19 protein-coding genes are annotated in these 21260 nt (G+C 64.1%); 8 read left to right on the forward strand and 11 right to left on the reverse strand.

What is annotated here, in order from left to right:
- Nucleotides 1-74 precede the first annotated feature (74 nt).
- Entirely contained in the window at nt 75-2369 is a 2295-nt protein-coding gene (locus tag AC1DMY_RS06540; protein ID WP_477164144.1) for a TonB-dependent receptor, read from the forward strand.
- Between the two features lie 142 nt (nt 2370-2511).
- Nucleotides 2512-2946: a universal stress protein gene (locus AC1DMY_RS06545; protein WP_477164145.1), complete on the forward strand. Its 435-nt coding sequence runs from the start codon at nt 2512-2514 to the stop codon at nt 2944-2946.
- Between the two features lie 13 nt (nt 2947-2959).
- Here AC1DMY_RS06545 and AC1DMY_RS06550 read toward each other — a convergent pair whose 3' ends face one another.
- The gene (locus AC1DMY_RS06550) at nt 2960-3145 is read right to left on the reverse strand and encodes a hypothetical protein (RefSeq protein ID WP_477164146.1); all 186 of its coding nucleotides are present in this window, start codon (nt 3143-3145) and stop codon (nt 2960-2962) included.
- Nucleotides 3146-3308: 163 nt separating this feature from the next.
- Between AC1DMY_RS06550 and AC1DMY_RS06555 the strand changes: the two genes are divergently transcribed.
- Complete coding sequence (locus AC1DMY_RS06555) at nt 3309-3536, forward strand: hypothetical protein (protein ID WP_441611232.1); 228 nt, start codon at nt 3309-3311, stop codon at nt 3534-3536.
- Nucleotides 3537-3539: 3 nt separating this feature from the next.
- Here the strand turns inward: AC1DMY_RS06555 and AC1DMY_RS06560 are convergent, their stop codons facing one another.
- The 6 genes from AC1DMY_RS06560 to AC1DMY_RS06585 form a co-directional block, all read right to left on the reverse strand.
- Nucleotides 3540-4541 carry an NAD(P)H-quinone oxidoreductase gene (locus AC1DMY_RS06560; protein ID WP_477164147.1) on the reverse strand — a complete coding sequence of 334 codons (1002 nt, stop codon included), beginning with the start codon at nt 4539-4541 and terminating at the stop codon, nt 3540-3542.
- A 22-nt stretch (nt 4542-4563) separates the two neighbouring features.
- Nucleotides 4564-5553 carry an MBL fold metallo-hydrolase gene (locus AC1DMY_RS06565; RefSeq protein WP_477164148.1) on the reverse strand — a complete coding sequence of 330 codons (990 nt, stop codon included), beginning with the start codon at nt 5551-5553 and terminating at the stop codon, nt 4564-4566.
- 108 nt (nt 5554-5661) lie between these two features.
- Nucleotides 5662-6912 carry a histidine-type phosphatase gene (locus tag AC1DMY_RS06570; RefSeq protein ID WP_477164149.1) on the reverse strand — a complete coding sequence of 417 codons (1251 nt, stop codon included), beginning with the start codon at nt 6910-6912 and terminating at the stop codon, nt 5662-5664.
- Nucleotides 6912-9410 carry a TonB-dependent receptor gene (locus AC1DMY_RS06575; protein WP_477164150.1) on the reverse strand — a complete coding sequence of 833 codons (2499 nt, stop codon included), beginning with the start codon at nt 9408-9410 and terminating at the stop codon, nt 6912-6914. The genes AC1DMY_RS06570 and AC1DMY_RS06575 overlap by 1 nt, the downstream gene beginning before the upstream one ends.
- Before the next feature lie 106 nt (nt 9411-9516).
- A complete protein-coding gene (locus AC1DMY_RS06580) occupies nt 9517-10641 on the reverse strand; it encodes a FecR family protein (protein ID WP_477164151.1) in 1125 nt (374 codons plus the stop codon).
- Nucleotides 10634-11152, reverse strand: coding sequence for an RNA polymerase sigma factor (locus tag AC1DMY_RS06585; RefSeq protein WP_477164152.1), 519 nt, complete (start codon nt 11150-11152; stop codon nt 10634-10636). The genes AC1DMY_RS06580 and AC1DMY_RS06585 overlap by 8 nt, the downstream gene beginning before the upstream one ends.
- A 336-nt stretch (nt 11153-11488) precedes the next feature.
- Here AC1DMY_RS06585 and AC1DMY_RS06590 point away from each other — a divergent pair, with 336 nt between their 5' ends.
- Nucleotides 11489-12010: a hypothetical protein gene (locus AC1DMY_RS06590; RefSeq protein ID WP_477164153.1), complete on the forward strand. Its 522-nt coding sequence runs from the start codon at nt 11489-11491 to the stop codon at nt 12008-12010.
- A 27-nt stretch (nt 12011-12037) separates the two neighbouring features.
- On the opposite strand, the gene AC1DMY_RS06595 is transcribed toward AC1DMY_RS06590, so the two are convergent.
- Both AC1DMY_RS06595 and AC1DMY_RS06600 read right to left on the reverse strand, forming a co-directional pair.
- Nucleotides 12038-13675 (reverse strand): MASE1 domain-containing protein, encoded by a 1638-nt coding sequence (locus AC1DMY_RS06595; RefSeq protein ID WP_477164154.1) that lies wholly within the window; start codon nt 13673-13675, stop codon nt 12038-12040.
- A 309-nt stretch (nt 13676-13984) separates the two neighbouring features.
- Nucleotides 13985-14383 (reverse strand): OsmC family protein, encoded by a 399-nt coding sequence (locus AC1DMY_RS06600; protein WP_477164203.1) that lies wholly within the window; start codon nt 14381-14383, stop codon nt 13985-13987.
- A gap of 448 nt (nt 14384-14831) precedes the next feature.
- Here AC1DMY_RS06600 and AC1DMY_RS06605 point away from each other — a divergent pair, with 448 nt between their 5' ends.
- On the forward strand, nt 14832-16331 hold the full coding sequence (locus AC1DMY_RS06605; protein ID WP_477164155.1) for an efflux transporter outer membrane subunit: 1500 nt from the start codon (nt 14832-14834) through the stop codon (nt 16329-16331).
- Nucleotides 16328-16747, forward strand: a complete 420-nt coding sequence (locus tag AC1DMY_RS06610) for a GNAT family N-acetyltransferase (RefSeq protein WP_477164156.1) — start codon at nt 16328-16330, stop codon at nt 16745-16747. The genes AC1DMY_RS06605 and AC1DMY_RS06610 overlap by 4 nt, the downstream gene beginning before the upstream one ends.
- A 1-nt stretch (nt 16748) precedes the next feature.
- Here the strand turns inward: AC1DMY_RS06610 and AC1DMY_RS06615 are convergent, their stop codons facing one another.
- The gene (locus tag AC1DMY_RS06615) at nt 16749-17261 is read right to left on the reverse strand and encodes a hypothetical protein (protein ID WP_477164157.1); all 513 of its coding nucleotides are present in this window, start codon (nt 17259-17261) and stop codon (nt 16749-16751) included.
- Nucleotides 17262-17409: 148 nt separating this feature from the next.
- Between AC1DMY_RS06615 and AC1DMY_RS06620 the strand changes: the two genes are divergently transcribed.
- Nucleotides 17410-17676, forward strand: a complete 267-nt coding sequence (locus AC1DMY_RS06620; protein WP_477164158.1) for a DksA/TraR family C4-type zinc finger protein — start codon at nt 17410-17412, stop codon at nt 17674-17676.
- A 195-nt stretch (nt 17677-17871) separates the two neighbouring features.
- On the forward strand, nt 17872-19521 hold the full coding sequence (pgm, locus tag AC1DMY_RS06625) for a phosphoglucomutase (alpha-D-glucose-1,6-bisphosphate-dependent) (RefSeq protein ID WP_477164159.1): 1650 nt from the start codon (nt 17872-17874) through the stop codon (nt 19519-19521).
- Between the two features lie 63 nt (nt 19522-19584).
- Here the strand turns inward: pgm and AC1DMY_RS06630 are convergent, their stop codons facing one another.
- A complete protein-coding gene (locus AC1DMY_RS06630) occupies nt 19585-20610 on the reverse strand; it encodes an aldo/keto reductase (RefSeq protein ID WP_477164160.1) in 1026 nt (341 codons plus the stop codon).
- Nucleotides 20611-21260 lie beyond the last annotated feature (650 nt).

Below are 21260 nucleotides of genomic sequence, written 5' to 3' on the forward strand. Positions count from 1 at the left end.
GCCTGCGTCCTCGTGCTTGCCCGCGCCCCAGCCATGCGTCGCCTCGCGGCGCTGGCCATAACGGATGTCTTGTCATGCGCTTTTCTTTCCTGCGCGAAGCGGCTCTTGGATTGCCGCTCACGCTGCTTGCTTCATCCATCGCCTGGGCGCAAAGCGGCCCCAGCAATCAGCCGGATGCGCCGATTCCGGAATCTGACGTCACCAGCCTTGGGCCGGTGAAGGTCACCGCCGCTACGCAGAAGCTCGCCGCGCCGGGCTTTCCCGCCACGCTGGCCTCGGTGCCGGCCGAGCGCGTGGAAGCCACCATCAATGCGGTGGATGTGGAGGATGCCGCGAAATATCTGCCGAGCATTTTTATCCGCAAGCGCAATTACGGCGATACCCAGCCGGTGTTGGCCACGCGTACCTGGGGCCTCAATTCCAGTGCACGCACCCTGGTCTATATCGACGATATTCCGATCTCGGCGCTGATCGCCAACAACAATACGATTGGCGCGCCGCGCTGGGGCATGACCTCGCCGGAGGCGATCGATCACATCGACATGATGTACGGGCCGTACTCGGCGGCGTACGCGGGCAATTCGATGGGCGGCGTGATGCATATCGTCACGCGCATGCCGGAGAAGACCGAAGTCACCATCAAGCAGACCGAGGCGGTGCAGTCGTTCGACCTGTATGGCACGCACGACAACTTCAGCACCAGCCAGACCAGCCTCACGGCGGGCGGGCATAGCGGCAAGCTCGGCTGGTTCTTTGGCGCGAGCGCGACCAACAGCTTCAGCCAGCCGCTGTCTATCATCACCGGCGGCAATACCCCGGCCGGCACCAGCGGCACCATTCCCGCCCTGAACAAGATGGGGCAGGTGGCGAACGTCTACGGTGCGGGTGGCCTGCTGCATACGCGCATGCTCGATCTCAACGGCGAGCTGACCTACGACCTCACGCCGCAGTGGAAGCTGAGCTATCTGGTGGGCTACTGGAGCAATCACGGCCAGTCGAACACGGACACCTATTTGACGGACGGCGCGGGCGATCCGACCTATGGCAAGGTCGCGGGATTTGCCAGCAATATCTATCAGCTCAGCGCGCATCATCTGATGCAGGGCCTGTCGCTGAAGTCCGATACCAAGGGCGACTACGACGCCTCGTTCGTTGCCACGCATTACGCCTTCCTCAAGGACAACCAGTGGCAGCCGGCAGGCGTCACCAGCGGCACCGGCGTGACCACCAACGGGCGGCTGGCGAGTTATGGTGGCACGCAGTGGTCGACGGCCGATGCCACAGGCATCTGGCGTCCGCAGGGCTATGGCGGCGCGCACGAAGTGTCGATCGGCGCGCATGCCGATCAGTACGAATTGAACAATCCCACCACCAACCTGAGCAACTGGCAGGACCCGGGCAGCCTGACCACGCTGTACTCGACGGGCCGCGGCAAGACGCAGGCGCAGGCGCTGTGGCTACAGGATCAATGGTGCTTTGCGTCGGACTGGATGCTCACGCTGGGCGGTCGCTACGAATGGTGGAAAGCGAGCGACGGCTACAACTTCAGCGGCAAGACGGCGGTGCAGCAGCCGGTGGAAAAAGCGGACGGTTTCTCGCCCAAGGCCACACTGCAATGGAATGTGGCAGACAACTGGCGTATCACCGGTTCGCTGGCCAAGGCGATCCGCTTCCCTACGGTGGGCGAGCTGTATCAGCTGGTGTCCACCGGTTCCACCTTCAGCGTGCCCAACCCCGATTTGAAGCCGGAAACCGCGCGCAGCGGCGAGCTGGCTGTGGAGCACTCGATCGAGCAGGGCATGTTGCGCGTGTCGCTGTTCCAGGAGAACACGAAGAACGCGTTGATCTCGCAAACCTCTACATTGCCCAACGTGCCCGTGCCGGTGAGCTACGTGATGAATGTTGGCGAGTTGCGCAATCGCGGCATCGAGTTCGTGGCGCAAAAGGACAACGTGCTGGTGCGCGGGCTGGAGCTCTCCGGCAGCGTGACCTTTGTCGATTCCACCGTCCTCTCCAACGACAGTTTTGCCAGCACGGCGGGCACTACGTCCGAGGGCAAGCACGCGCCATATGTGCCGCGCTGGCGTGCCACGGCGGTGGCGACGTACCGACCCGATGCGCAGTGGGCGTTCACGCTGGCCGGGCGTTACAGCGGCAAGCAGTACTCCACGCTGGACAACACCGACAACACGCCGCATGTGTTTGGCGCGTTCGACAAGTTCACGGTATTTGATGTGCGCGCCCACTATCAGATCAACGAGCATCTGGCGGCGTCGTTTGGCATCGATAATTTCACCAACGAGAAGTACTTCCTGTATCACCCGTTTCCGCAGAGGACGTTTGTGGCGGATGTGAAGATGAGTCTTTGAGGGGTGAGGCGGGTCCTGGTCGCGCACAAGTGCGCTCCTACAAGGGTGGGTTCCGGGCCAGCCGGGTGACCCGCCTGGGCCTGCACATCTCGCCAACGCAACAGGATTAAACTGGCACCCGGAATCCAAGGGAGGCCAGGTGATGTTCAAGAACATTCTTCTGCCGGTGGACGGTTCCGAGCGTGCGTTGAAGGCGGTGGAAACGGGTATCGAGCTGGCGGCCAAGCTGGAGGCGAAGGTATTTGCCGTGCATGTGATGCCGCCGTTGTCGACGGTGTCCTTCATGTCCGAGCTGCTGCAGCACAGCGGCTGCTATAGCGAAGTCGCCAAGACGCGCGCGCAGACCTATCTCGATGAAGTGGCCAAGCGCGCCAGCGCGCTGAACGTGCCCTGCGAAACGGAGTACATGTTCGACCTGCGCCCCGACGTGGCCATCGTGTCGGCCGCGGCCAGACACCATTGCGACCTGATCGTGATGAGGTCGCGCGGGTCCGAAGGCCTGGAGCGCGTGCTGCTGGGCAGCGTGCCGCACAAAGTGATGCTTTGCTGTAACACTCCAGTGCTGATCTGCCAGTGAGTCGCGCGACCGGCTAAATCTGATCGGCAGGCGGAACCAGGTGGTGCTTGACCTGGATGGCGTCAAGCCGGTCGCACACCCAGGCGCGGTCGGCAGGCTGGGCACGGTCCTGGATGGCCTGGGCCAGGCTGGTGAAGCTGTTCCAGAAGTCGCCTGGCGCGGGCGTGGTCCGTACCAGACGCGGGACGGACTCGTCCAATGCGTCTAACATTTGCTCAAGTTGAGCGTGCGTGTGGGTCATGCGGCGAGCCTACGCCCAAGGCCCGTCAAAGCCACGCAAAGGACTTAGCCAAAGTCTCACGGCGCATTAACGGGCTCGGAGGCAACGTCTGTATCCCACCCCCATGACGATGCGGTGCTTTATGGAATGGGATCGCGACAACGACTTGCTATCGCGCGCCTGCGACGAGCTGATCGAGCAGAATGCGTTGCTCCAGCAGGAGATCGAGCTGCTGCGCGCCCAGTTGCGCCGGCATCCGACGGGCGAGCTGCAGATTCGCGAGGCGCGTCGCCAGATGGATGAATGGCAGGAAGCGACCCATGGACACACGCCGCTTCCGCTCGGACAGCAAGAGATAGCGGCGTACTAAGGCCTACATCACCAGCACGATCTTGCCGATGTGCTGGCTGCTTTCCATTTCGCGGTGCGCATCGGCCGCACGCGCGAGCGGGTAGCTGGCGTGAATCATCGGCAGACAGCGGCCCTGCGCCAGCAGCGGCCACACATGTTCCTTCAGCGAGGCGGCGATGGCCGCTTTTTCTTGTGCCGATCGAGGACGCATGGCCGAACCGGTGACCACCGCGCGCTTGGTCATGATGGTATGGAGGTTTACGTGCTCGGCGGTGCCGCCGCCGAGAAAGCCGATCAGCAACAATCGTCCATCGCGCGCCAGCGTGGCCAGGTTGTCGGCGAAATAGGCGGCGCCCATGATGTCCAGAATCACATCGGCGCCGCGTCCCTCGGTGCGCGCGAGCACCACCTCCACGAATGATTCCTGCCGGTAGTTGATCGGTTCGCCGCCGAGCTCGCGAATGGCTTCGCATTTCTCGATGCCGCCTGCGGTGGCAAAGGTGCGCAGGCCGAATTCGCGGCACAGCATCAGTGCGGTGGTGCCGATGCCGCTGGTGCCGCCATGAATCAGCGCCACCTCGCCGCGCCGTGCGTGACCCATCAGAAAGAGATTGGCCCACACCGTGAAAAAGGTTTCCGGAATTGCTGCAGCCTGCAGCATCGACACGCCTTGGGGTATCGGCAGCACCTGTCCTTCGGGCGCGACGCAGTATTCGGCGTAGCCGCCGCCATTGGTCAATGCGCAGACCTCGTCGCCCACGGCATGCGTGGTGACGCCTTCGCCCATGGCCGCCACTATGCCGGCCACTTCCAGCCCAGGCAGGGGGTTGGCGCCGATCGGAATCGGATAATTGCCTTGGCGTTGCAGCACATCGGGGCGATTCACTCCCGCGGCTCGCACGTGGATCAACACTTCACCGGGCTTGGGCGCAGGCACCGGTAGCTGTTGCGGCTTCAGCACGTCCGCCGAGCCGGGCGCACTGATCTGGATGGCCGTCATGACGGCCGGGAGCGATGGACGCATGGAGCGCTCCTGGCAAAGGCGTTCAGGGGTGGCCGGCGCGGGCGTGACGTCGACGTTTGAACCACCAGCGTAAGGACAGCGCGATGACGATTAAGAGAAGAATGCCGGCCACGCTGATCACCTGCAGCATGCGCGCCTGGCTATACATCACGAAGCGGCCGGACTGCCCGTAGAAGCCGTTGAACGACGCCAATATCTGCGGCAGGCCGGCAAGCTCCTGCTTGCTCAACGGAAGCGGTGCTTCATCCGGATGCCAGGTCGATCCCATCGGCTCGACCTGGCCGTGCGAGTCCAGTTCGACGTGGCCGCCGAGGACATAGCTCACCGGTCGATCGCGCAGGTAGTCGTTGATGCGCGTGGCACTGGCGCGGTCCGCCGCCGGATCGTCGATGATCAGCCGCCCGGGCAGGAAGAAGTCGCCGGTGAACGCCAGGCCCGTCGTTGCGTCGTAGTAGGACACATGCGAGGGATAGTGACCTGGCGTGGGGATGGCGTCGACCACGCGCCCGCCAAGATCGATGTGCGCCACATCGTCGGGCCACTGGTGGAAGCCGAGGCCCGCGGTCACCTGCGGCAGATCCGTGCCGACGATCGTCACCTGAGGTGCGGAAGCAAATTGCGCATCGCCGGAGCGGTGATCCAAATGTCCATGCGTATGAACAATCAGCAGCGGTAGCCGCTGGCCGTTCACCACAGGAAGCAATCCCAGCACGGTCGATGCCAGTGGCATCTGCTTGGCATCGGCGACATCGCCGGTATCGATGAGCAGGGCGCGGGATGAGCCGATCAGCAGGTAGATGAAGGGGCCTTCATAGGTCTGGCACAGACTCTCGCGCAGGATGTAGGTGCGCTCGTCGTACCGGTGGACCTGCAGCGGGCGGGGAGGATGGGCCTGGCAATCGGCCGCGCCAGCGTCCCAATGGACCTTCAGGTCGCCCGGTACCGGTTGGGCGACCGCAGGCGCGCCCCATAGGACGGCCACGTAGCACAGCACGATCAATGCGATTCTCATCCTTGCCTCGACAGATCGGCGCGACCGGTGCGGCGCGCATACGGAAGTATCCGATGCCGGCGAAGGTGGGAAGGTTTAGGCCGCTGCCGTTGGGCAGCGGCCTTCCGTTCAGGGTTGGTTGACCGGCATGGCAGGTATCGCCGGATCGATCGATGCCGGATCCAGCCGGCTGTTCAGCCAGGTGCTGACGGTGACCAGCGGGCAGCTGTCCTGTCCCTGGCAGGGCGTCAGGGGCAGGGTGTGCTTGACGAGGGCGTTCTCATTGCGGAAATCCGCCTGGCGCAGCGCTGCCAGCGTGGGCATCCAGCTGGACACGCGCAGCGCGTAGCCATCTTTCTGCTTCAGCAGGTCGAAGACCAGGGCGCCGCCGGGCGGGTAGTCGTCGGGGTGGCGTGCGTCATGCCAGTCGACACCGAGCACGCCGGCCAGATTGGCCAGGTTGGTGTCGTGTCCCACCAGCAGGATGGTGCGCGTCTTGGCCGGCGCCAGCGGTGCCACGCTGCTGCTGACGCCTGCCGCTTGCTGCAGCGTCGCCACGATGTGCGCGAGCAGGTTGGAGCCAGCCTTCGCCGCGGCGGGCATGCTCTTCTTGGCCAGCGCAAACTGCAGGTTGTGCAGCGTGATGATGTGGCCAATCGTGTTCGCGTCGCCTTTGCCCCAGGCCACCTGCGACGGCGCAAAGCCCTGGACGTATTCCAGCATCAGGTTTTCGCTGAGGCTGCCTGCAGTCTTGAGCGACTTGGCGTGTGCCGCGTCGTCGTCGTGCGCGGGATCGAGCAGCAGCTTGCGGCCTTGCTTGCTCGCCTCCTGCATGCAGGCATCGCCGCGACAGCCCAGTAACACGGACTGCAGCTCGACCAGTGCGGACGGTGGCCATTGCGATGGCGCGACTGGCGCGTCATCGTCCTTCGTGCCGGACTTGTCGAAGTGGAACAGCGCGTTGTTCTGCTCCGGCGCCAGTGCGAGATAGCCTGCCTGGCATGCGGGCTGCAGTCCCCGCACCAACGCGGCGCCGCTGGCGCGGTTGCGCGGCGTGCTGTCGGCGATCACCAGCCACGGATCGTCGCAGCTGCCGTGGCCGAGTCCATCGGCGGCCAGCATGCGCGCCATGCGTTGGCCGAGTGCGCTGATGCCCTTTGCACCGTGCTCGGTCAGCACCCCGGGAGCGACCGGCCAGGCCGTCCACGGGCGACTGGCATAAGGCGCCAGTTCATCGGGCGAGCTGGTGGGCGAACGCACGCCGTGGCGCAATACGATGATGCGGGCGGCTACTTCCTCGCTCTGCGCGAGCGCAGGCAAACCTGCCAGCGCCGCACCCAGCAGGCAGGCACGCAACAGCAGCGTACGCGTCGCGCCCATCACAGCTTCACCGACAGATCGAGGAACACGCCGCGGCCCGGCAGCCCGAAGAACAGCGGATTGCCGCTGACCGCCTGCGTGCCCGCATAGCCGGTGATCTTGTGCACGTTGAACAGGTTGTTGATATCCACGCTCACCGAATAACCCTTGGCGCCCCACGGACCGGACGCAGCGCGATAGCCCAAGGCGGCGTCGGTGGTGAAGTAGCCGGCGATGCGCTGGTCGTTCTGGAACACCGTATTGCCGTTGCTGTCGGTCACGTTGTCGACGCCGTACTGCTCGCCGGCGAATTTGCCCATCAGCGAACCAAAGTAACCGAGCGGGCTGCTGTAGAGCAGGCCGAGTGCGGCGGTGACTTTGGGTGTGGCTGCGACCTGCACATCGGAGTTCTTGTAGGTTGCCTTGTTGTAGCTGGCATTGCCGTACAGGCTCAGCGTCTGCGTGAGCGCGTAGGTCGCTTCCGCTTCCGCACCCTTGTAGATGGCGCCGCCGGCATTGATGTAGGTACTCTCGTTGCCGTTCGAGGTGGCCACTTCGGTGGTGGCGAGGAAGTTGGAGAAGTCGATGTAGTAGACGTCGGCGCCGAAGGTGAATTCGCGCGTGGCATAGGCGGTGCCAAGCTGGTAGTTGGTGGTCTGCTCGGGCTTGAGGCTGCGCGAGCCATTCACTTCGATCACGTCGATGGGCGGGGCGAGAAAGCCCTTCGCCACCTGTGCATACGCGCTCCATTCGTCACTGAGCTTTTCGTGCGCGCTGAGCGAGGGCAGCGTGGAGTGATAAGTGGCTTCGGCATACGACGGCACCGGCGGCGACACCTTGTTGAGCGGCGCATCGAGTTGGCGGGTCACTTCCGAATAACGCACGCCGGGGCTCAGCGTGAAGCGATCGGTGACGTTCCAGTCGTATTGCAGATAGGGCTGCACCGTGTCGGTGCGGTCGTCCAGCAGATAGTTGTAGGTCGGGCCGTACTTGGTGCCGGTCAGCTGGCCGGTCGTTTCGTCAATTGGGTACTGGTAGCGCGCGTCCAGGCTGCGTTCGAGCCATACGCCCGTCTGCAGCGAGCCGGGACCAAGGTCGCGAGCGAGGCGCAGCACATCGCCGAACGCATGAAAGCCCGAGTCCGACAGCTTGCCCGGTACATCGGCGTTGACCTTTTTCAGCTTCTTGCCGTTGGCGTCGTAAAAGGTCACGCCGTTGTCGGCGGGATCATTGTCGCTGGCGTCGCTGGTCTTGCGCGCCCAGTGATCGAAGGTGTTGAGGTAGACCTTGTTGTCCACGTCCCAGTCGCCGAGGCGGCTGGTGATGCCGACATAGGTGAAGCTCGAGTAATAGGCCGCGTTGTTATAGCCCTGGTACGACTGCAGGGTCGGGTCGTTCGTCAGGCCATAGCGCCAGCCGAACTCATCGATCTCCTGCTTCGTCGCGCCCTGCACGGTGTTCTGGTGCTCGCGGTTGTAGCTGGTCACGAAGGTCAGCAGCGTGTTCGCGCCGAGCTCGGTGATGGTCTTGAGGAAGATGTGCTCGCGCTTGTCGTCAGTGCCCTTGAGATAGGTATCGCTCGACTCTTTGGATATATCCGCGAACAGCTTGGTGTGGTCGCCCAGTTGTTCGTCCGCGCTCACGCCGCCGGCGCGCGTATTCCAGCTACCGAGCGTGAGATAGGGCGTGATGCCGGGAACATCGCTGGGATCGCGCGAACGCAAGCCCACGGTGCCGCCGAAGGTGGCGTTGCCGATGGTGGAACCACCGCCCGGGCCGCGATCGATCTCCGCCTGGCCGAGCACGTGGTTATTGAAATAGGCCGAGGTGGTGTGATGCAGATCGCTGGCGTCGCCAAAGGGGATGCCATCGAAGGTGATATTGAACTGGCCATCCTGGAAGCCGCGGATGCTGATGCCTTCGTTCTTGCCCAGGCCCGGGCCTTCCGGCGACGTCACCGTCACGCTGGGCGCGTACTTGATGATGTCGTCGAAGTTGGCGTTGAAGCGCAAACCGTCGCGGATGAAGCGCTCATCGATCACCGAGGTGGGCTGCGTCGCATCCAGTGGCGCGGCGCTGGGCGCGAGCGTATCCACCGCGTTGGCGTGCACGCTGATCGGCGCCAGGTCGCGCGTGCCATCGTTGGTGTTGATCGGCGGCAGGCCGCGCGACGCGTCAGCGTCCGCGGCCAGGGCCTTTCCCGCGTTGGGGTCCCGCACGATGGTGACTGTGGTCGGCGTCACGTAGCGATAGCTCAGGCCCGTGCCCTTGAGCAGTTGCGTCAGTTGCTGTTTCGCATCGGCACCGGCGGCCGCACCGCTGCTGCGCAGGCTGTCGGCAACCGCGGGGTCGTACACCACCTGCAGGCCGGTGCTGCGCGAGAACTGGTCGAGCGCCTGGTTGAGCGGCATCGGCGCAATCGCCGGTGCCACAGAAGAAGTGGGCGCCTGTGCGAAGGCGTGAACGGGCAGGGTGCTGCCGAGCAGCAGCGCGATCTGGAGAGCAAGCAGTTTCCGCATGGTGCGTCTGACCTTCGATGGAGTGACATGTGAGCGGTAGGAGTTACTCCTCGCCGCGGCATGACTCACTACGAGTGTCGAGCAGAGCCATTGGGTACCGTTTTCTTCATGAATTTTTTCTTACAGCGCGAACGTGCGACAAAGTAGCGACCGCATGCACGACGCGCACATCGTCCACGCTGCGGATCACTTGCACATTGGGCAAGGTCTGCAGGTAAGCCACGAACGAATCCATATCGCGCGCGTGGAACCGTCCTGAAATCAGCGTCGCGCCGATGCGTGCATCTTCGATCACCAGTGGCCGGCTGCTATACGCATTGAAGCGGCGGGCCACCTCGGCGACGCTGGCGCTTTCGAAGTGGATGTCCGCCGGCAGCCAGCGCGTGCTGCGCGCGAGGTCGGCGTGGTGATCGACCACGTCGAGCGAGCCGTCCATATGCATGGTCGCTTCCTGGCCTCCGGTGAGTTCTGCCAGGGGCGACTGGAGATCCGCAAAACCTTCCGGCGCCCACGACTTCTCACCGCGCTGCCACAGCTTGACCTTGCCGCTGATCACGGTCACCCGGCCGCCATCGGCGGAGTGATGCGCGTCGAACACCGTGCCGATGTCCTGCAGCTCGTTCGCACCCAGGCGCACGCGCAGCGGGCGCGCTGGATCGTGCGCCACGTCGAACAAGGCGCCGCCGCGCAGCACGTTGATGCGACGAGAGCCGGCATCCATGCTCACGATCACCACGCTGTCGCGATCGAGCTGCATGTCGGTGCCGTCGGCCAGGGTGGTGCTGCGCACTGCGTCCTTGGCCGAGGCGTAGCTGTCCCAGGCCTGTGGCGTGGACTGCCGCCAGGCTGCGGCGCCGGTGGCCACCAGCATGACCAGGGCTGCTGCCTGAGCGAGCCATGCGGTCCAGCGCGGACGAGGCCGGGCGGTAGGCATGGCCCTGGTTGGGCGCGGCACGGGCAGCGACACCACGGCCGCGTCATCCGCGGCCAGTTCGCAGAGCTGGGCTTCGTTCAAGGGGTCGAGCGCGCTGGCGGCGCCTAGATCGCCGTGCAGGTGCGCCATCGCAAGATATTCGGTGACGTGCAGCGGCGACTCGCGCAGCCACGCCATGAAGGCCTGCTGCTGCGCCTCGTCAAAGCCATCCTGCTGATCCAGATACCAGCTGGCGGCTTCCTCGGTGGCGCGGCGCTGACGCTCGGCCGCTTCGCGGTGGCGGGCAAATTCAGTCATAGCGCGCCATCCCGACGCGGCATACGGCCAGCGCCTTGACGATGTATTTCTTCACCATGTGGGTGGAAATGTTCAGTCGTTCACCAATGTCGCGATAGCCCAGTTCATCGCGGTAATGCATCACGAGTGCGGCGCGACACTTGGGCGTGAGTCGCATGATCACCGCGGCCAGGCGCTGGCGACGAAGGTCGCGATCCACGTCGGCTGCGGCGTTGCACGGCGTGAACAGTCGCTCGAGTACGTCGTTCACTTCATCGCCGGTTTTGGGGCTGCGTTGCTTGCGCGCGGCGTGTTCCTTGACCAGGTTCGCCGCGACGGTGAACAGATACGCCTCGGGCTTCTCGATCAGCTCGCCGCCGCTGCGGTCGGTGCGCAACAGGCGCAGGTAAAGTTCCTGCACCAGATCCTGCGCATCCCACGCATGCGCGGTGCGCTTGAGGAAGTAGCGGTTGAGCGTGTCGTGTTGTTCTTCGAACAACTGCGCCAGCCCGGTGGTGGAATCGGCGGTCACATGCACTCGCAGCGCCGTCGACGCGGTCGTCGGCTGATGAGCCAGGGTGTCCGGGCGAAGCTAGCGGGAGATTGTGACGGATCCGTGAAAGCGATGAATGCACGGCAACCAACCGCGCCAAAACGTGCTGTTGGGCGCGCTGCCGGCACTTACCGCCCGTGCGAGGACTAGTGCAGAGTCTCCCGGCTGGCGATACGCCGGAGCGGTGTGCGCCAGTGATGATCGGTCTTGAGTGATGCCAGCGGCATCTCGGAATAGGGGATCAACATGGAGGAAAACCATATGCATCATGCATCGAACCGTCGGTTTCGTTGGTTGGCTTTGGGCGCCTTGGCGATGTCGTTGACATCGATGGGCGCGATGGCCGCCAACAGCGTGCCGTCCAGTGGACTGGGCCAGTCGTGGCCGAACGCCACCGACGTCAGCGCCAGTCCGCATTGGCATGTCTATGTGTTCCAGCGCAATGGTGTGCGCTATGTGCAGATCAACGATCTCAATGGCAAGGTGCGCGCCGCATTCGCCACGGCGTCGGGTAGCTTCCTGACCTTGCCGGTGGGCTCCGATGCTGCGCGCGTGGCCACGCCTGACGAGCCGCTGCCGGCATCCGGCAACACCAAGGGCGACATCGTCTATCAGGACAGCACCGTGAGGGTGCTGGTCGCGCCGCAGGCTGATGGTTCGACGGCGACGTTTGTGGCCGCTGGCGACTGCCACGACCCGGTCGAATGCAGCTCGCGTCTTCAGGGGCCATCGAGCAACGCGGTGGTGGCACCGCAGGCTCCCGCCTCCACCAAGAATGCGACCACCTCGTCCGGCGATTGCCACGATCCGGTGGAATGCAGCTCGCGCGCCAATTGATGTTGCGGTAACCCTGCCGGAGCGCTTCTAGCGTGAAGCGCTCCGGTGGATCGCGCTACTGCGCAGCGAGTCGTGCAGGAGCAGGGTCACGCTGACGTTCGATCCGATGTCGCGCAGATGCACATCGCCGCCATAGATATGCGTGCGATCGCGAATCGAGGAGATGCCCAGCCCGCTGGCGCCCAGCAGGGTCATCGCCTGCTTCCAGGGTTCCTCATCGAGCTCCGCTTGAGGTGTCGCGTAGCCCATGCCACGCCTGCCGACCAGGCGCATCACCACCCAGCGTCGGCCGCGCGTGTGTCCGCCGCGCAGCTGCAGCTGCACATCCTGCATGGGACCGCGCGACAGCACGTGGACCAGCACTTCGCAGGCCAGCCGATACAGTGCCATATGCACGTCGGGAGCGAGCTGGCTTAGTCCGCGTCCAGAGAGTTCGCACTGATAAGTGGCGCCCGCCATCTGGATGGCCTGTGCAAACGGCCCTTCGCGCAGCGTGGCCGGCACCCCGCGCTCGCGCCAGCCGCGCGGATAAAGCGCATTGGCCAGGCGATGCATTTCGTGTTGCGCAAGCGCTACCTGCTTGGCATAGCTGCGTTCTTCGCTGGTGGGCAGCACATGTCGAAGGCGGTCCAGCAGGCGGTTGTGGTTGTCGCGGATGGTCACGCCGATATGTTCCAGCGTGTCGGCCGCCTGGCGTAGCCGCAGCTCTTCGAGGTAAAGGCCTTGCTGCGCAAGCTGAAAGCCGCGCAAGGTATCCATCTGCGTGGCCTGCTCCGCATGCGTCTGATGGGCGATGCGCGAACCCAGCATAAGCAGCGTGGTGATGGCGAACGCGATCAGCGCCTGGGCCTGGATCACGCCCGGGTCGCGCACGATCGACGAGGTCATGGTCACCGTCAAGCTCGCCAGCGTGCCGCCCAGTGCCGCGCCTTGCCAGCCGTGGCGCGAGGTGAGCCAGACCACTGGCAGGAACATGGCGATGCGGAATACCTGCATGCTGTCGCCCTGGCTGCTGAACACCAGACCCATCAGCACCAGCAGCGGCGTCACCACGCCGATCAAGGTGTCCTTGACCAGGCGGCTGCGCCACAACTCGGCATCGCGCAGATTGGCCGGCTTGCGCGTCTGCCATAGATAGATCGCAATCACCGTGGGCGCGATGGCCAGTGCACCCAGGTAGTTGCCGAGGAAATAGCCAAAGATGATTTGCACGTCCAGCGGCGGCAGCGGGACGCCGGCTGGCACTTCCGCCGCCATCAGCACCAACGCATCACCGATCGCGGTCAGCACGGCGCCGGCAAGGATCACGCCCAGCAGCATGGGCATGTTGATCTGGTGTGCGCCCAGCAACAAACGCGCATGGCGGCGCGCCCAGGCCACGGCGCCCATCAAGGGGAGGATCGGTGGCACCGCGGCCAGCGCCGACCAATGCCAGCCAAAATCGTTCATGCAATGCCAGGCGTGATAATCCACCGGGATCATTTCGCCGAGGAGCAGCGCGGGCCAATAGCGATAGGGAAACAGCAGGAGGCAGACCACCCGCAGGCCCGCCGGCAGATTCCAGTGCGAGACGGATACGTCGCGTAGCAACGCATAGCTGACGGCGTACGCCATGCAAACAGCCACATGACGGCCCCAGGCGCGTGGCGCGATAGCTTCCCCCATGCTGTTCTTCCCCTTGGCTGCCGTGACTCCCCTGGCTCTCGTGGGCCAGGGTTTATGTGCTCGGTGCGATATCGTCGTGCACCGGCACCCCCATCATCCAGGTCGGGTATCGGTCGTCCTGCCGCCCTGAATCACCTGTTGGGCTGCGCCACGTTTTCACTCTGCAATCAGGCGCGGCCGTGTGACACCAGCGCGGACTCTCTCATAAAAGCCGGTGATGTTCTGGTGAAGGGTGTCGCATTGTGACGCAGTGCAAATACTTGCGATGTTGTTCACGCAATTTCACGATCAGATCGACGAATCAGGGGCTTAGGCGGCCTCGCCACGACGACTGGCGATGGTCACGCCTTCGCGCATGGCCTTGGTCACCGGGGTATTGGCGACGATTTCCAGCAGGCGAGCCCATTGCTCATCGGTGAGCGCGCCGGAAGCGTGCAAGGTGCGCATCACCTGCAGGCGTCCCTCGTCGTCGCGATCCAGTTGCAGCTCAGCGCGGAATTCGCCCAGCTCCCAGCCCTTGCGTTCGGCGTACATGCGCAAGGTGATCGCGGTGCAGGCGGCGAGGGCGGCCAGGTAGTAATCGAACGGCGCTGGGGCAGCGCCTTGTCCGCCGAGCTTGACCGGCTCATCGGTATCCAGCTTGAAGTGCGCGGTGTCGATGTGATGAAGGTAGTGGCTATCGGTTGAAACGATGCTGGCGGAGGACACGTGGGACATGGGTGTTGATCCTTGGGTGATGGAACAAGTTGCTTGCATGGGATCACGCCGGACCACTCGCCATCCTTCGTCATCCCTGCAAAAGCAGGGATCCAGCGCCTTGCCGTTCAAGGCGCAAAAGTCACTGGATCCCTGCTTTTGCAGGGATGACGAGCAGGAGGGCGTGTCTTTCGCGATGACCGTGAACGTCGAGCACAGGAGTGCAGCGTAAGCGTCGATGCGCCTGGCGCCAAGCACCGTGCTGTGCGCCATCGATCTGGCAATTGGACAAAAGTCGCCCCTGGCTGGGCGCTTATCGTTGCCTGGTAGCGCTGCGCGTGCTTGAGACGGGGCGATATAATCGGCATGTACGTGCAAGCGCTTGCACGTTGCGTACGCGCCGGTCACCGACTCACGGATGGCCAACAGCTCCGCGCTCCACTTTCCGGATGACCTCGCCATGCGTTCCCTCGCCCTTCCTGTCGCCATTGCATTCAGTCTGGTTCTTGCCGGCTGCACCACCAGTCGCGGCTTGCACACCACGGGCAACATGACCGATCCGGGTAGCTTGAAATCCGAGCGCAGTCTGGCTGATGTGCAGCTCAGTCCCACGGCATGGCCGGCGCAGGATTGGTGGGTGGCCTATGGCGATCCGCAACTCACCGCCTTGATCGAGGAAGCCCTGCAGAACAATCCCAGCCTCGAGCAGGCGCAGGCGCGTGCACGCCAGGCGCAGGCCGTGGCGGACAGCATCAACTCGGCGCGCAAGCCACAGTCGAATTTCGACGCATCGATCATCGGCGCCTACCTGTCGAAGAAGAACCCGATCTATCCCGAATACGCGATTGGCACCTTCGCCTGGAGCAAGTCGCTCACCGCCGATTTCTCGTGGGATCTGGACCTGTGGGGTGGCAAGCGCGCCGCATGGGAAGCCTCGCTGGGTCGCAGTCGTGCCGCGCAGATCGAAGCGCATGCGGCCCGCATCGAGTTGTCGGTGAATGTGGCGCGCGCCTATGTCCAGCTCGGCTATGCGTTTGCGCAGAAGGATGTCGCCGATGCGGAGGGCGATCGCACCGGTCGCTCGCTCGACATCACGCGCAAGCTGGTGCGCGGCGGCCTGGGCACACCGCAGCAGGAGCACTTGGCCGACTCGGAGGCCGCCGGCGCCGAGCAGCAGAAGGTGGCCGCCGACCGCGCCATCGATGCGGCGCGCAGCTCTCTCTCGGTGTTGCTGGGGCAGGGGCCGGATCGTGGGCTCAGCATCGAGCGACCGCATCTGGTCGATCGCGGCCCGGCCGTGCTGCCGGACAAATTGCCGGTGGATCTACTCGGACGTCGCGCCGATCTCGTTGCGGCGCGCTGGGAAATCGAAGCGGCCAACCGCGACGTCACCGCGGCGAAGAAAGAGTTCCTGCCCAACATCAGCGTCAGCGCCATGGCCGGCCTGATTGCCGTGGGCGGCAGCACCAATGTGCTGTCGCTGCAGGCACGCCAGTATGTGTTCGGTCCCGCACTGACCCTGCCGCTGTTCGATGGTGGCCGTCGCCGCGCCCATCTGGCCGGTGCCGATGCCGAGTACGACGCCATGGTGGCGCGTTACAACGGCCTGCTGGTCAGTGCCTTGAACGAGGTATCCGACCAGGTTTCCGCGCTCACCTCGGTGCGCCAGCAGATCGTCCTGGAGCGGCGCTCGGCGGACGATGCGCAGAAGAGCTGGGATGACGCCATCAAGGCTTATGAGGGTGGGCTGCGCGGCCCGCTCACGCCGCTCACGAGTCGCCAACAATTGCTCACCGCGCAACAGCGTCTGGCCTTGCTGGAAAGCCAGCAGGCGGATATTTCGATTCGCTTGATCGAGGCGCTGGGCGGTGGTTTCGACGGCGTCAATGACGTCGCCGAGATGAATGAAGCGAGCGCACCCCCGCAGGCGTCGGCGGCACCGGACGCCACGCGCCGATGAGTTACGAACTTCACTCCATCGACGCGCCCGACGCCGCGGATCGTGAAGCCATCGCTGCGCCGCTGCGTGCCTATAACCTGAGCAAGGTGCCGACGCTCGATATCCAGCCGCTGGTGATCGCCTTGCGTGACGCGCAGGGCCGCACCGTCGGTGGGCTTTGGGGCGAGACAGCGCTCGACTGGCTGCACATCGACCTGCTTGGCATTCCCGAGTCCATGCGCGGACAGGATGTTGGCACGGCGATTCTGCGTCGCGCCGAAGACATCGCCCGCGAGCGCGGCTGCGTCGGCGCGTGGCTGGATACGTTCGCGTTCCAGGCCCGCGGCTTCTACGAGAAACTCGGCTATAGCGTGTTCGGCGAGATTCCCGATCATCCGGTGGGTGGCGCCCGGTATTTCCTGCGCAAGCGGTTCTGACTCAGCGCAGGATCTCCACCAGCAAAATCCACGCGCCAAACATGCCGCCGATGAAAGAAAACAGGACGCCTGGCACCAGCCAGTAAAGGCCGCCGCCCGTACCAAGCTCGATCGAGATCGCCATCACCAGGAAGGGTAGTGTGGCGATCTGCGTGATCAGTGCGCGGGTCAGGATCCAGTCCTTGTGTTCGCGCCAGTTCCAGTTGGCAGTGGCCTCGCGCAGTTGCGTGAACTGGTTCCAGGTGGGAATGAACCACGCCACCAGGCCGATCGCCAACGCTCCCCAGCCGAACAGCCGCGCCGAGATACCCGGCACCAGACCCAGCGAAGCAATCAGCAGCACGTTGGACAGCTTGCACAGCGCGTCGATGGCGCGGCTGGGCAGGATGGGATTGGCCACGATACTGGACAAGTTGATCGAGATCGCCACAAACAACAGGCCAGTCAGCGCCGCCGCGGCGCCCACCTCGGCCGACAGCAGAGAACTCCAGCCAGCAAGATCGTAAGCGTGCATACCCGCTCCTCGACGATAGCTGACTGACCTTACAACGCCGGCCCGGCGTATGCTTGGGATCGTGGCCCACAACCCCATCTTTGTGGCCTGCGTAGCGTTGTAGAGGGCCGGCGCCGATGGCGCGCGATGGGCCCGGGAGGCAAGAGCAATGGCGACAGGTTGGGCCGGCGATGGCGCCGTACAGGACCAGATCGACGCGACCGTGGACGACGCGGTCAAGCGTGCGCGCAGCCGCATGCAGAGCGGCCCTGGTCTCACCCACTGCGAAGAATGCGATGCAAGCATTCCCGAGGCGCGACGCAAAGCCGTGCCGGGCGTACGCTTGTGCGTGAACTGTCAGACGGCGCATGACCAGGAAGAGGCCGCCTTCAGCGGCTACAACCGTCGCGGCAGCAAGGACAGCCAGCTGCGCTGAACGGCATCCGACAGCGCCGCATCGTTTCACCCGTTATGCACGTCTGCAGCCGCATTTGCGGCAGTTTTGCTCTTGACACGCGACGCTGCGGCGAGGGTCAATGGTTCGTTTCTGTCGAACCAGGATGCGCCCTCGCATGACCATGTCCTACCGCCTGTGCCCGTTCGCCCGTTCCGTCACTGCTGGGACGCGCCGATGAGCCGCCTCAGCCCGCTGGCCGGCAAGCTGGTCCCTGAGAATCAACTGGTGGACGTGAACCGCTTGCGCGATGCGTACGCCGATCTGCGGCCAGACGTGGGCGTGCCCAGCCAGCGCGTGGCCTTTGGCACATCCGGCCATCGCGGCAGTTCGTTCGAGCGCAGCTTCAACGAATGGCATGTGCTGGCCATCACCCAGGCCATCTGCGAATACCGTGCGGGCAAGGGCATCGACGGTCCGCTGTTCATCGGCATCGATACGCACGCCTTGTCGCAGCCGGCTTTGGAAAGCGCGCTGGAAGTGCTAGCCGCGAACGGCGTGGAGACCATGATCTCCAAGGGGGGCGAATACACGCCGACGCCGGCCATTTCGCACGCCATCCTCACCTATAACCGCGGACGCAGTCATGGCTTCGCCGACGGCATCGTGGTTACGCCTTCGCATAATCCACCCGACGGTGGCGGCTTCAAGTACAACCCGCCCAACGGCGGTCCGGCCGACACGGATATCACCGGTTGGGTGCAGAAGCGTGCGAATGCGCTGATCGAGGGCGGCTTGCGCGATGTGCGCCGCGTGCCTTTCGCCGAAGCCATGCGCGCGTCGACGACGCACCAGCACGACTTCCTCGATGCCTATGTCACCGACCTCGCCAATGTCATCGACTTTGATGCGATACGCGGCAGTGGCGTGCATCTGGGCGTCGATCCGCTGGGCGGCTCGGGCGTGCACTACTGGGCGCCGATTGCCGAACGTTATGGTATCGACCTGACGGTAGTGAGTGACGCGGTCGATCACACCTTCCGCTTCATGAGCGTGGACTGGGACGGCAAGATCCGCATGGATCCTTCCTCCTCGCACGCCATGCAACGCCTGATCGGCCTCAAGGACAGCTACGACGTCGCCTTTGCCTGCGATACCGACCACGACCGCCACGGCATCGTGACGCGCAGCACCGGCCTGCTGTTGCCGAATCATTATCTGTCCGTGCTGATCGACTATCTGTTCCGCCATCGTCCGCACTGGCGCAGCGATGCCGCCGTCGGCAAGACGCTGGTGAGCACCGGCTTGATCGATCGCGTGGCGAAGCGCCTGGGTCGCCGGCTCTACGAAGTGCCGGTTGGCTTCAAATGGTTTGTCGATGGACTGTTCGATGGCTCGCTGGGTTTTGGCGGCGAGGAAAGCGCGGGCGCATCCTTTCTGCGCCGCGATGGCAGCGTATGGAGCACCGACAAGGACGGCATCGCGGCCGCGCTGATGTCAGCGGAAATCGCGGCGCGTACGGGCAAGGATCCGGGGGAGCTGTATCGCGAGATGACGCGTGCCTTGGGTACGCCGGTGTCCGAGCGCGTCGATGCGCCGGCCAATACCGAGCAGAAGGCGAGGCTTTCCAAGCTTTCGCCCGATCAGGTCAAGAGCACGCAGCTGGCTGGCGAGAAGATCGAAGCCGTGCTGGATCGCGCGCCAGGCAATGGCGCATCGATTGGCGGCATCAAGGTGGCGTCGGCCAATGGCTGGTTCGCAGCGCGGCCGTCGGGTACCGAAGACATCTACAAGATCTACGCGGAAAGCTTCAAGGACGAAGCACACCTTCAGCGTCTGTTGGAGGAAGCGCAGGCGATGGTGGACGCGGCGCTGCACGCAAACTGATTCATCTGCATCGACGCGCGCAAACAGGCGCGCCCACCGTGGCGCGCCTGTTTGCATTAAGCGTTACACCGGCGAAGGATTGCGTTCCTGGAAGCCCGCCTGGTGCCAGTACGGATAGGCTGGCGTCACGGCGCTGGCTGCATCGAGCTTGGCCACCTGTTCCTTGCTGAGATTCCAGCCCACCGAACCGAGGTTCTGCTTCAGCTGCTCCTCGTTGCGCGCACCAATTACCACGGTCGACACCGTGGGACGCTGCAGCAGCCAGTTCAGCGCGACCTGCGGCACGCTCTTGCCGGTTTCCGCGACGACCTCGTCAAGCGCATCGATCACGCGATAAAGGTAGTCGTCCGACATCTGCGGACCCATGTCGCCGGTCTTGTGCAGGCGGCTGGTCGCAGGCAGCGGCTCGCCGCGGCGCAGCTTGCCGGTGAGACGACCCCAGCCCAGCGGGCTCCACACCACCGCGCCCACGCCTTGGTCGATGCCGAGCGGCATCTGCTCCCACTCATAATCGCGACCGATCAGCGAGTAGTACGCCTGGTTGGCGATGTAGCGCGAATAGCCGTAGCGGTCGGCCACCGCGAGCGATTTCATCAGGTGCCAACCGGAGAAATTGGAGACGCCGATGTAGCGGATTTTGCCCGCGCGTACGAGATCGTCCAGCGTCGACAGCGTTTCTTCCACTGGCGTCATGGCGTCGAACCCGTGCAGCTGGAACAGGTCGATGTAATCGGTGCCCAGGCGCTTGAGCGCGGCATCGCAGGCCTTGAGCAGATGGAAGCGCGAGGAACCCACATCGTTGGGATCTTCGCCGGAGCGGAAGGTCGCCTTGGTCGAAATAAGCACGCGGTCACGACGACCCTTGATGGCTTCGCCAAGCACCGACTCGGCGGCGCCTTCGGAATAGATGTCCGCGCTGTCGAACATGGTGAGGCCGGCATCGAGGCAGACGTCGACGAGGCGCTTGGCTTCCGCCACGTCGGTGTTGCCCCAGGCGCCGAAGAATTCGCCTTTGCCGCCGAAGGTGCCGGTGCCGAAGCTCAGTACGGGCACCCTGAAACCGGATGCGCCCAAGTGCCGATATTCCATGGGAGGGACCTCTTTTGTGCTTGGTAGTGGGGGAGAGGGATGACTGTTCCAAAGTTCGAAGATACGGAACTATGGTCTGGGAGGCAATGCGCTTGGGGTAATGGTGCTTGGTCGTTCGCATGAGTGGCGTGTGCGAGCTTTGAGGCGTTCGCATGGCGGCCGGCATCCGTGCGAAGGCAGCTTTTCACTCGTCATGCCGGCGTAGGGCGGAGGCGCTCTTCACCAGCTGAAGGCTGATCAGCCAGAGCCTCGGCACCTGGTTGTCGCGTGATCGCCAGCTTGCTCACCGCCGCGTGCTTCCGATCTTCCGCCGGAGGCCGGGCTACTTTTCTTTGCTTGCCCACGCACGCGCAAGAGCGCGCGCGAACGGCGAAGCTGGCCCGAAGGGCAGGGGGATGCCGGCGAGCGCTGGCGACTATATTCTGCGGAGGTCCGCTTTCGACCCAGAGCAGACCCAACAAAAGGACAGTCGATGTCCCTAGCGGGCTATCCAGCTACATTCGGTAGAAGCATTGTTGATTTCCGCCGAAAACTGAGCCGGGCTTTTCATCGAAAAGTGAGCCACCCGTTTGTGCGTCAGGTTAGCTCAGGTGATAGATGAAGGTGAGGTTTAGCGCTCCTTTCCGGTGTCCGTAACGTGGTTCCTGAAG

The organism is Dyella sp. 01L423 (genome assembly GCF_056399945.1).

Coding starts and splice junctions, on each gene's coding strand:
- AC1DMY_RS06540 (WP_477164144.1), top strand. CDS start 75: ATGCGCTTTTCTTTCCTGCGCGAAGCGGCTCTTGGATTGCCGCTCACG.
- AC1DMY_RS06545 (WP_477164145.1), top strand. CDS start 2,512: ATGTTCAAGAACATTCTTCTGCCGGTGGACGGTTCCGAGCGTGCGTTG.
- AC1DMY_RS06555 (WP_441611232.1), top strand. CDS start 3,309: ATGGAATGGGATCGCGACAACGACTTGCTATCGCGCGCCTGCGACGAG.
- AC1DMY_RS06560 (WP_477164147.1), bottom strand. CDS start 4,541: ATGCGTCCATCGCTCCCGGCCGTCATGACGGCCATCCAGATCAGTGCG.
- AC1DMY_RS06565 (WP_477164148.1), bottom strand. CDS start 5,553: ATGAGAATCGCATTGATCGTGCTGTGCTACGTGGCCGTCCTATGGGGC.
- AC1DMY_RS06570 (WP_477164149.1), bottom strand. CDS start 6,912: ATGGGCGCGACGCGTACGCTGCTGTTGCGTGCCTGCCTGCTGGGTGCG.
- AC1DMY_RS06575 (WP_477164150.1), bottom strand. CDS start 9,410: ATGCGGAAACTGCTTGCTCTCCAGATCGCGCTGCTGCTCGGCAGCACC.
- AC1DMY_RS06580 (WP_477164151.1), bottom strand. CDS start 10,641: ATGACTGAATTTGCCCGCCACCGCGAAGCGGCCGAGCGTCAGCGCCGC.
- AC1DMY_RS06590 (WP_477164153.1), top strand. CDS start 11,489: ATGTCGTTGACATCGATGGGCGCGATGGCCGCCAACAGCGTGCCGTCC.
- AC1DMY_RS06595 (WP_477164154.1), bottom strand. CDS start 13,675: ATGGGGGAAGCTATCGCGCCACGCGCCTGGGGCCGTCATGTGGCTGTT.
- AC1DMY_RS06605 (WP_477164155.1), top strand. CDS start 14,832: ATGCGTTCCCTCGCCCTTCCTGTCGCCATTGCATTCAGTCTGGTTCTT.
- AC1DMY_RS06610 (WP_477164156.1), top strand. CDS start 16,328: ATGAGTTACGAACTTCACTCCATCGACGCGCCCGACGCCGCGGATCGT.
- AC1DMY_RS06615 (WP_477164157.1), bottom strand. CDS start 17,261: ATGCACGCTTACGATCTTGCTGGCTGGAGTTCTCTGCTGTCGGCCGAG.
- AC1DMY_RS06620 (WP_477164158.1), top strand. CDS start 17,410: ATGGCGACAGGTTGGGCCGGCGATGGCGCCGTACAGGACCAGATCGAC.
- pgm (WP_477164159.1), top strand. CDS start 17,872: ATGAGCCGCCTCAGCCCGCTGGCCGGCAAGCTGGTCCCTGAGAATCAA.
- AC1DMY_RS06630 (WP_477164160.1), bottom strand. CDS start 20,610: ATGGAATATCGGCACTTGGGCGCATCCGGTTTCAGGGTGCCCGTACTG.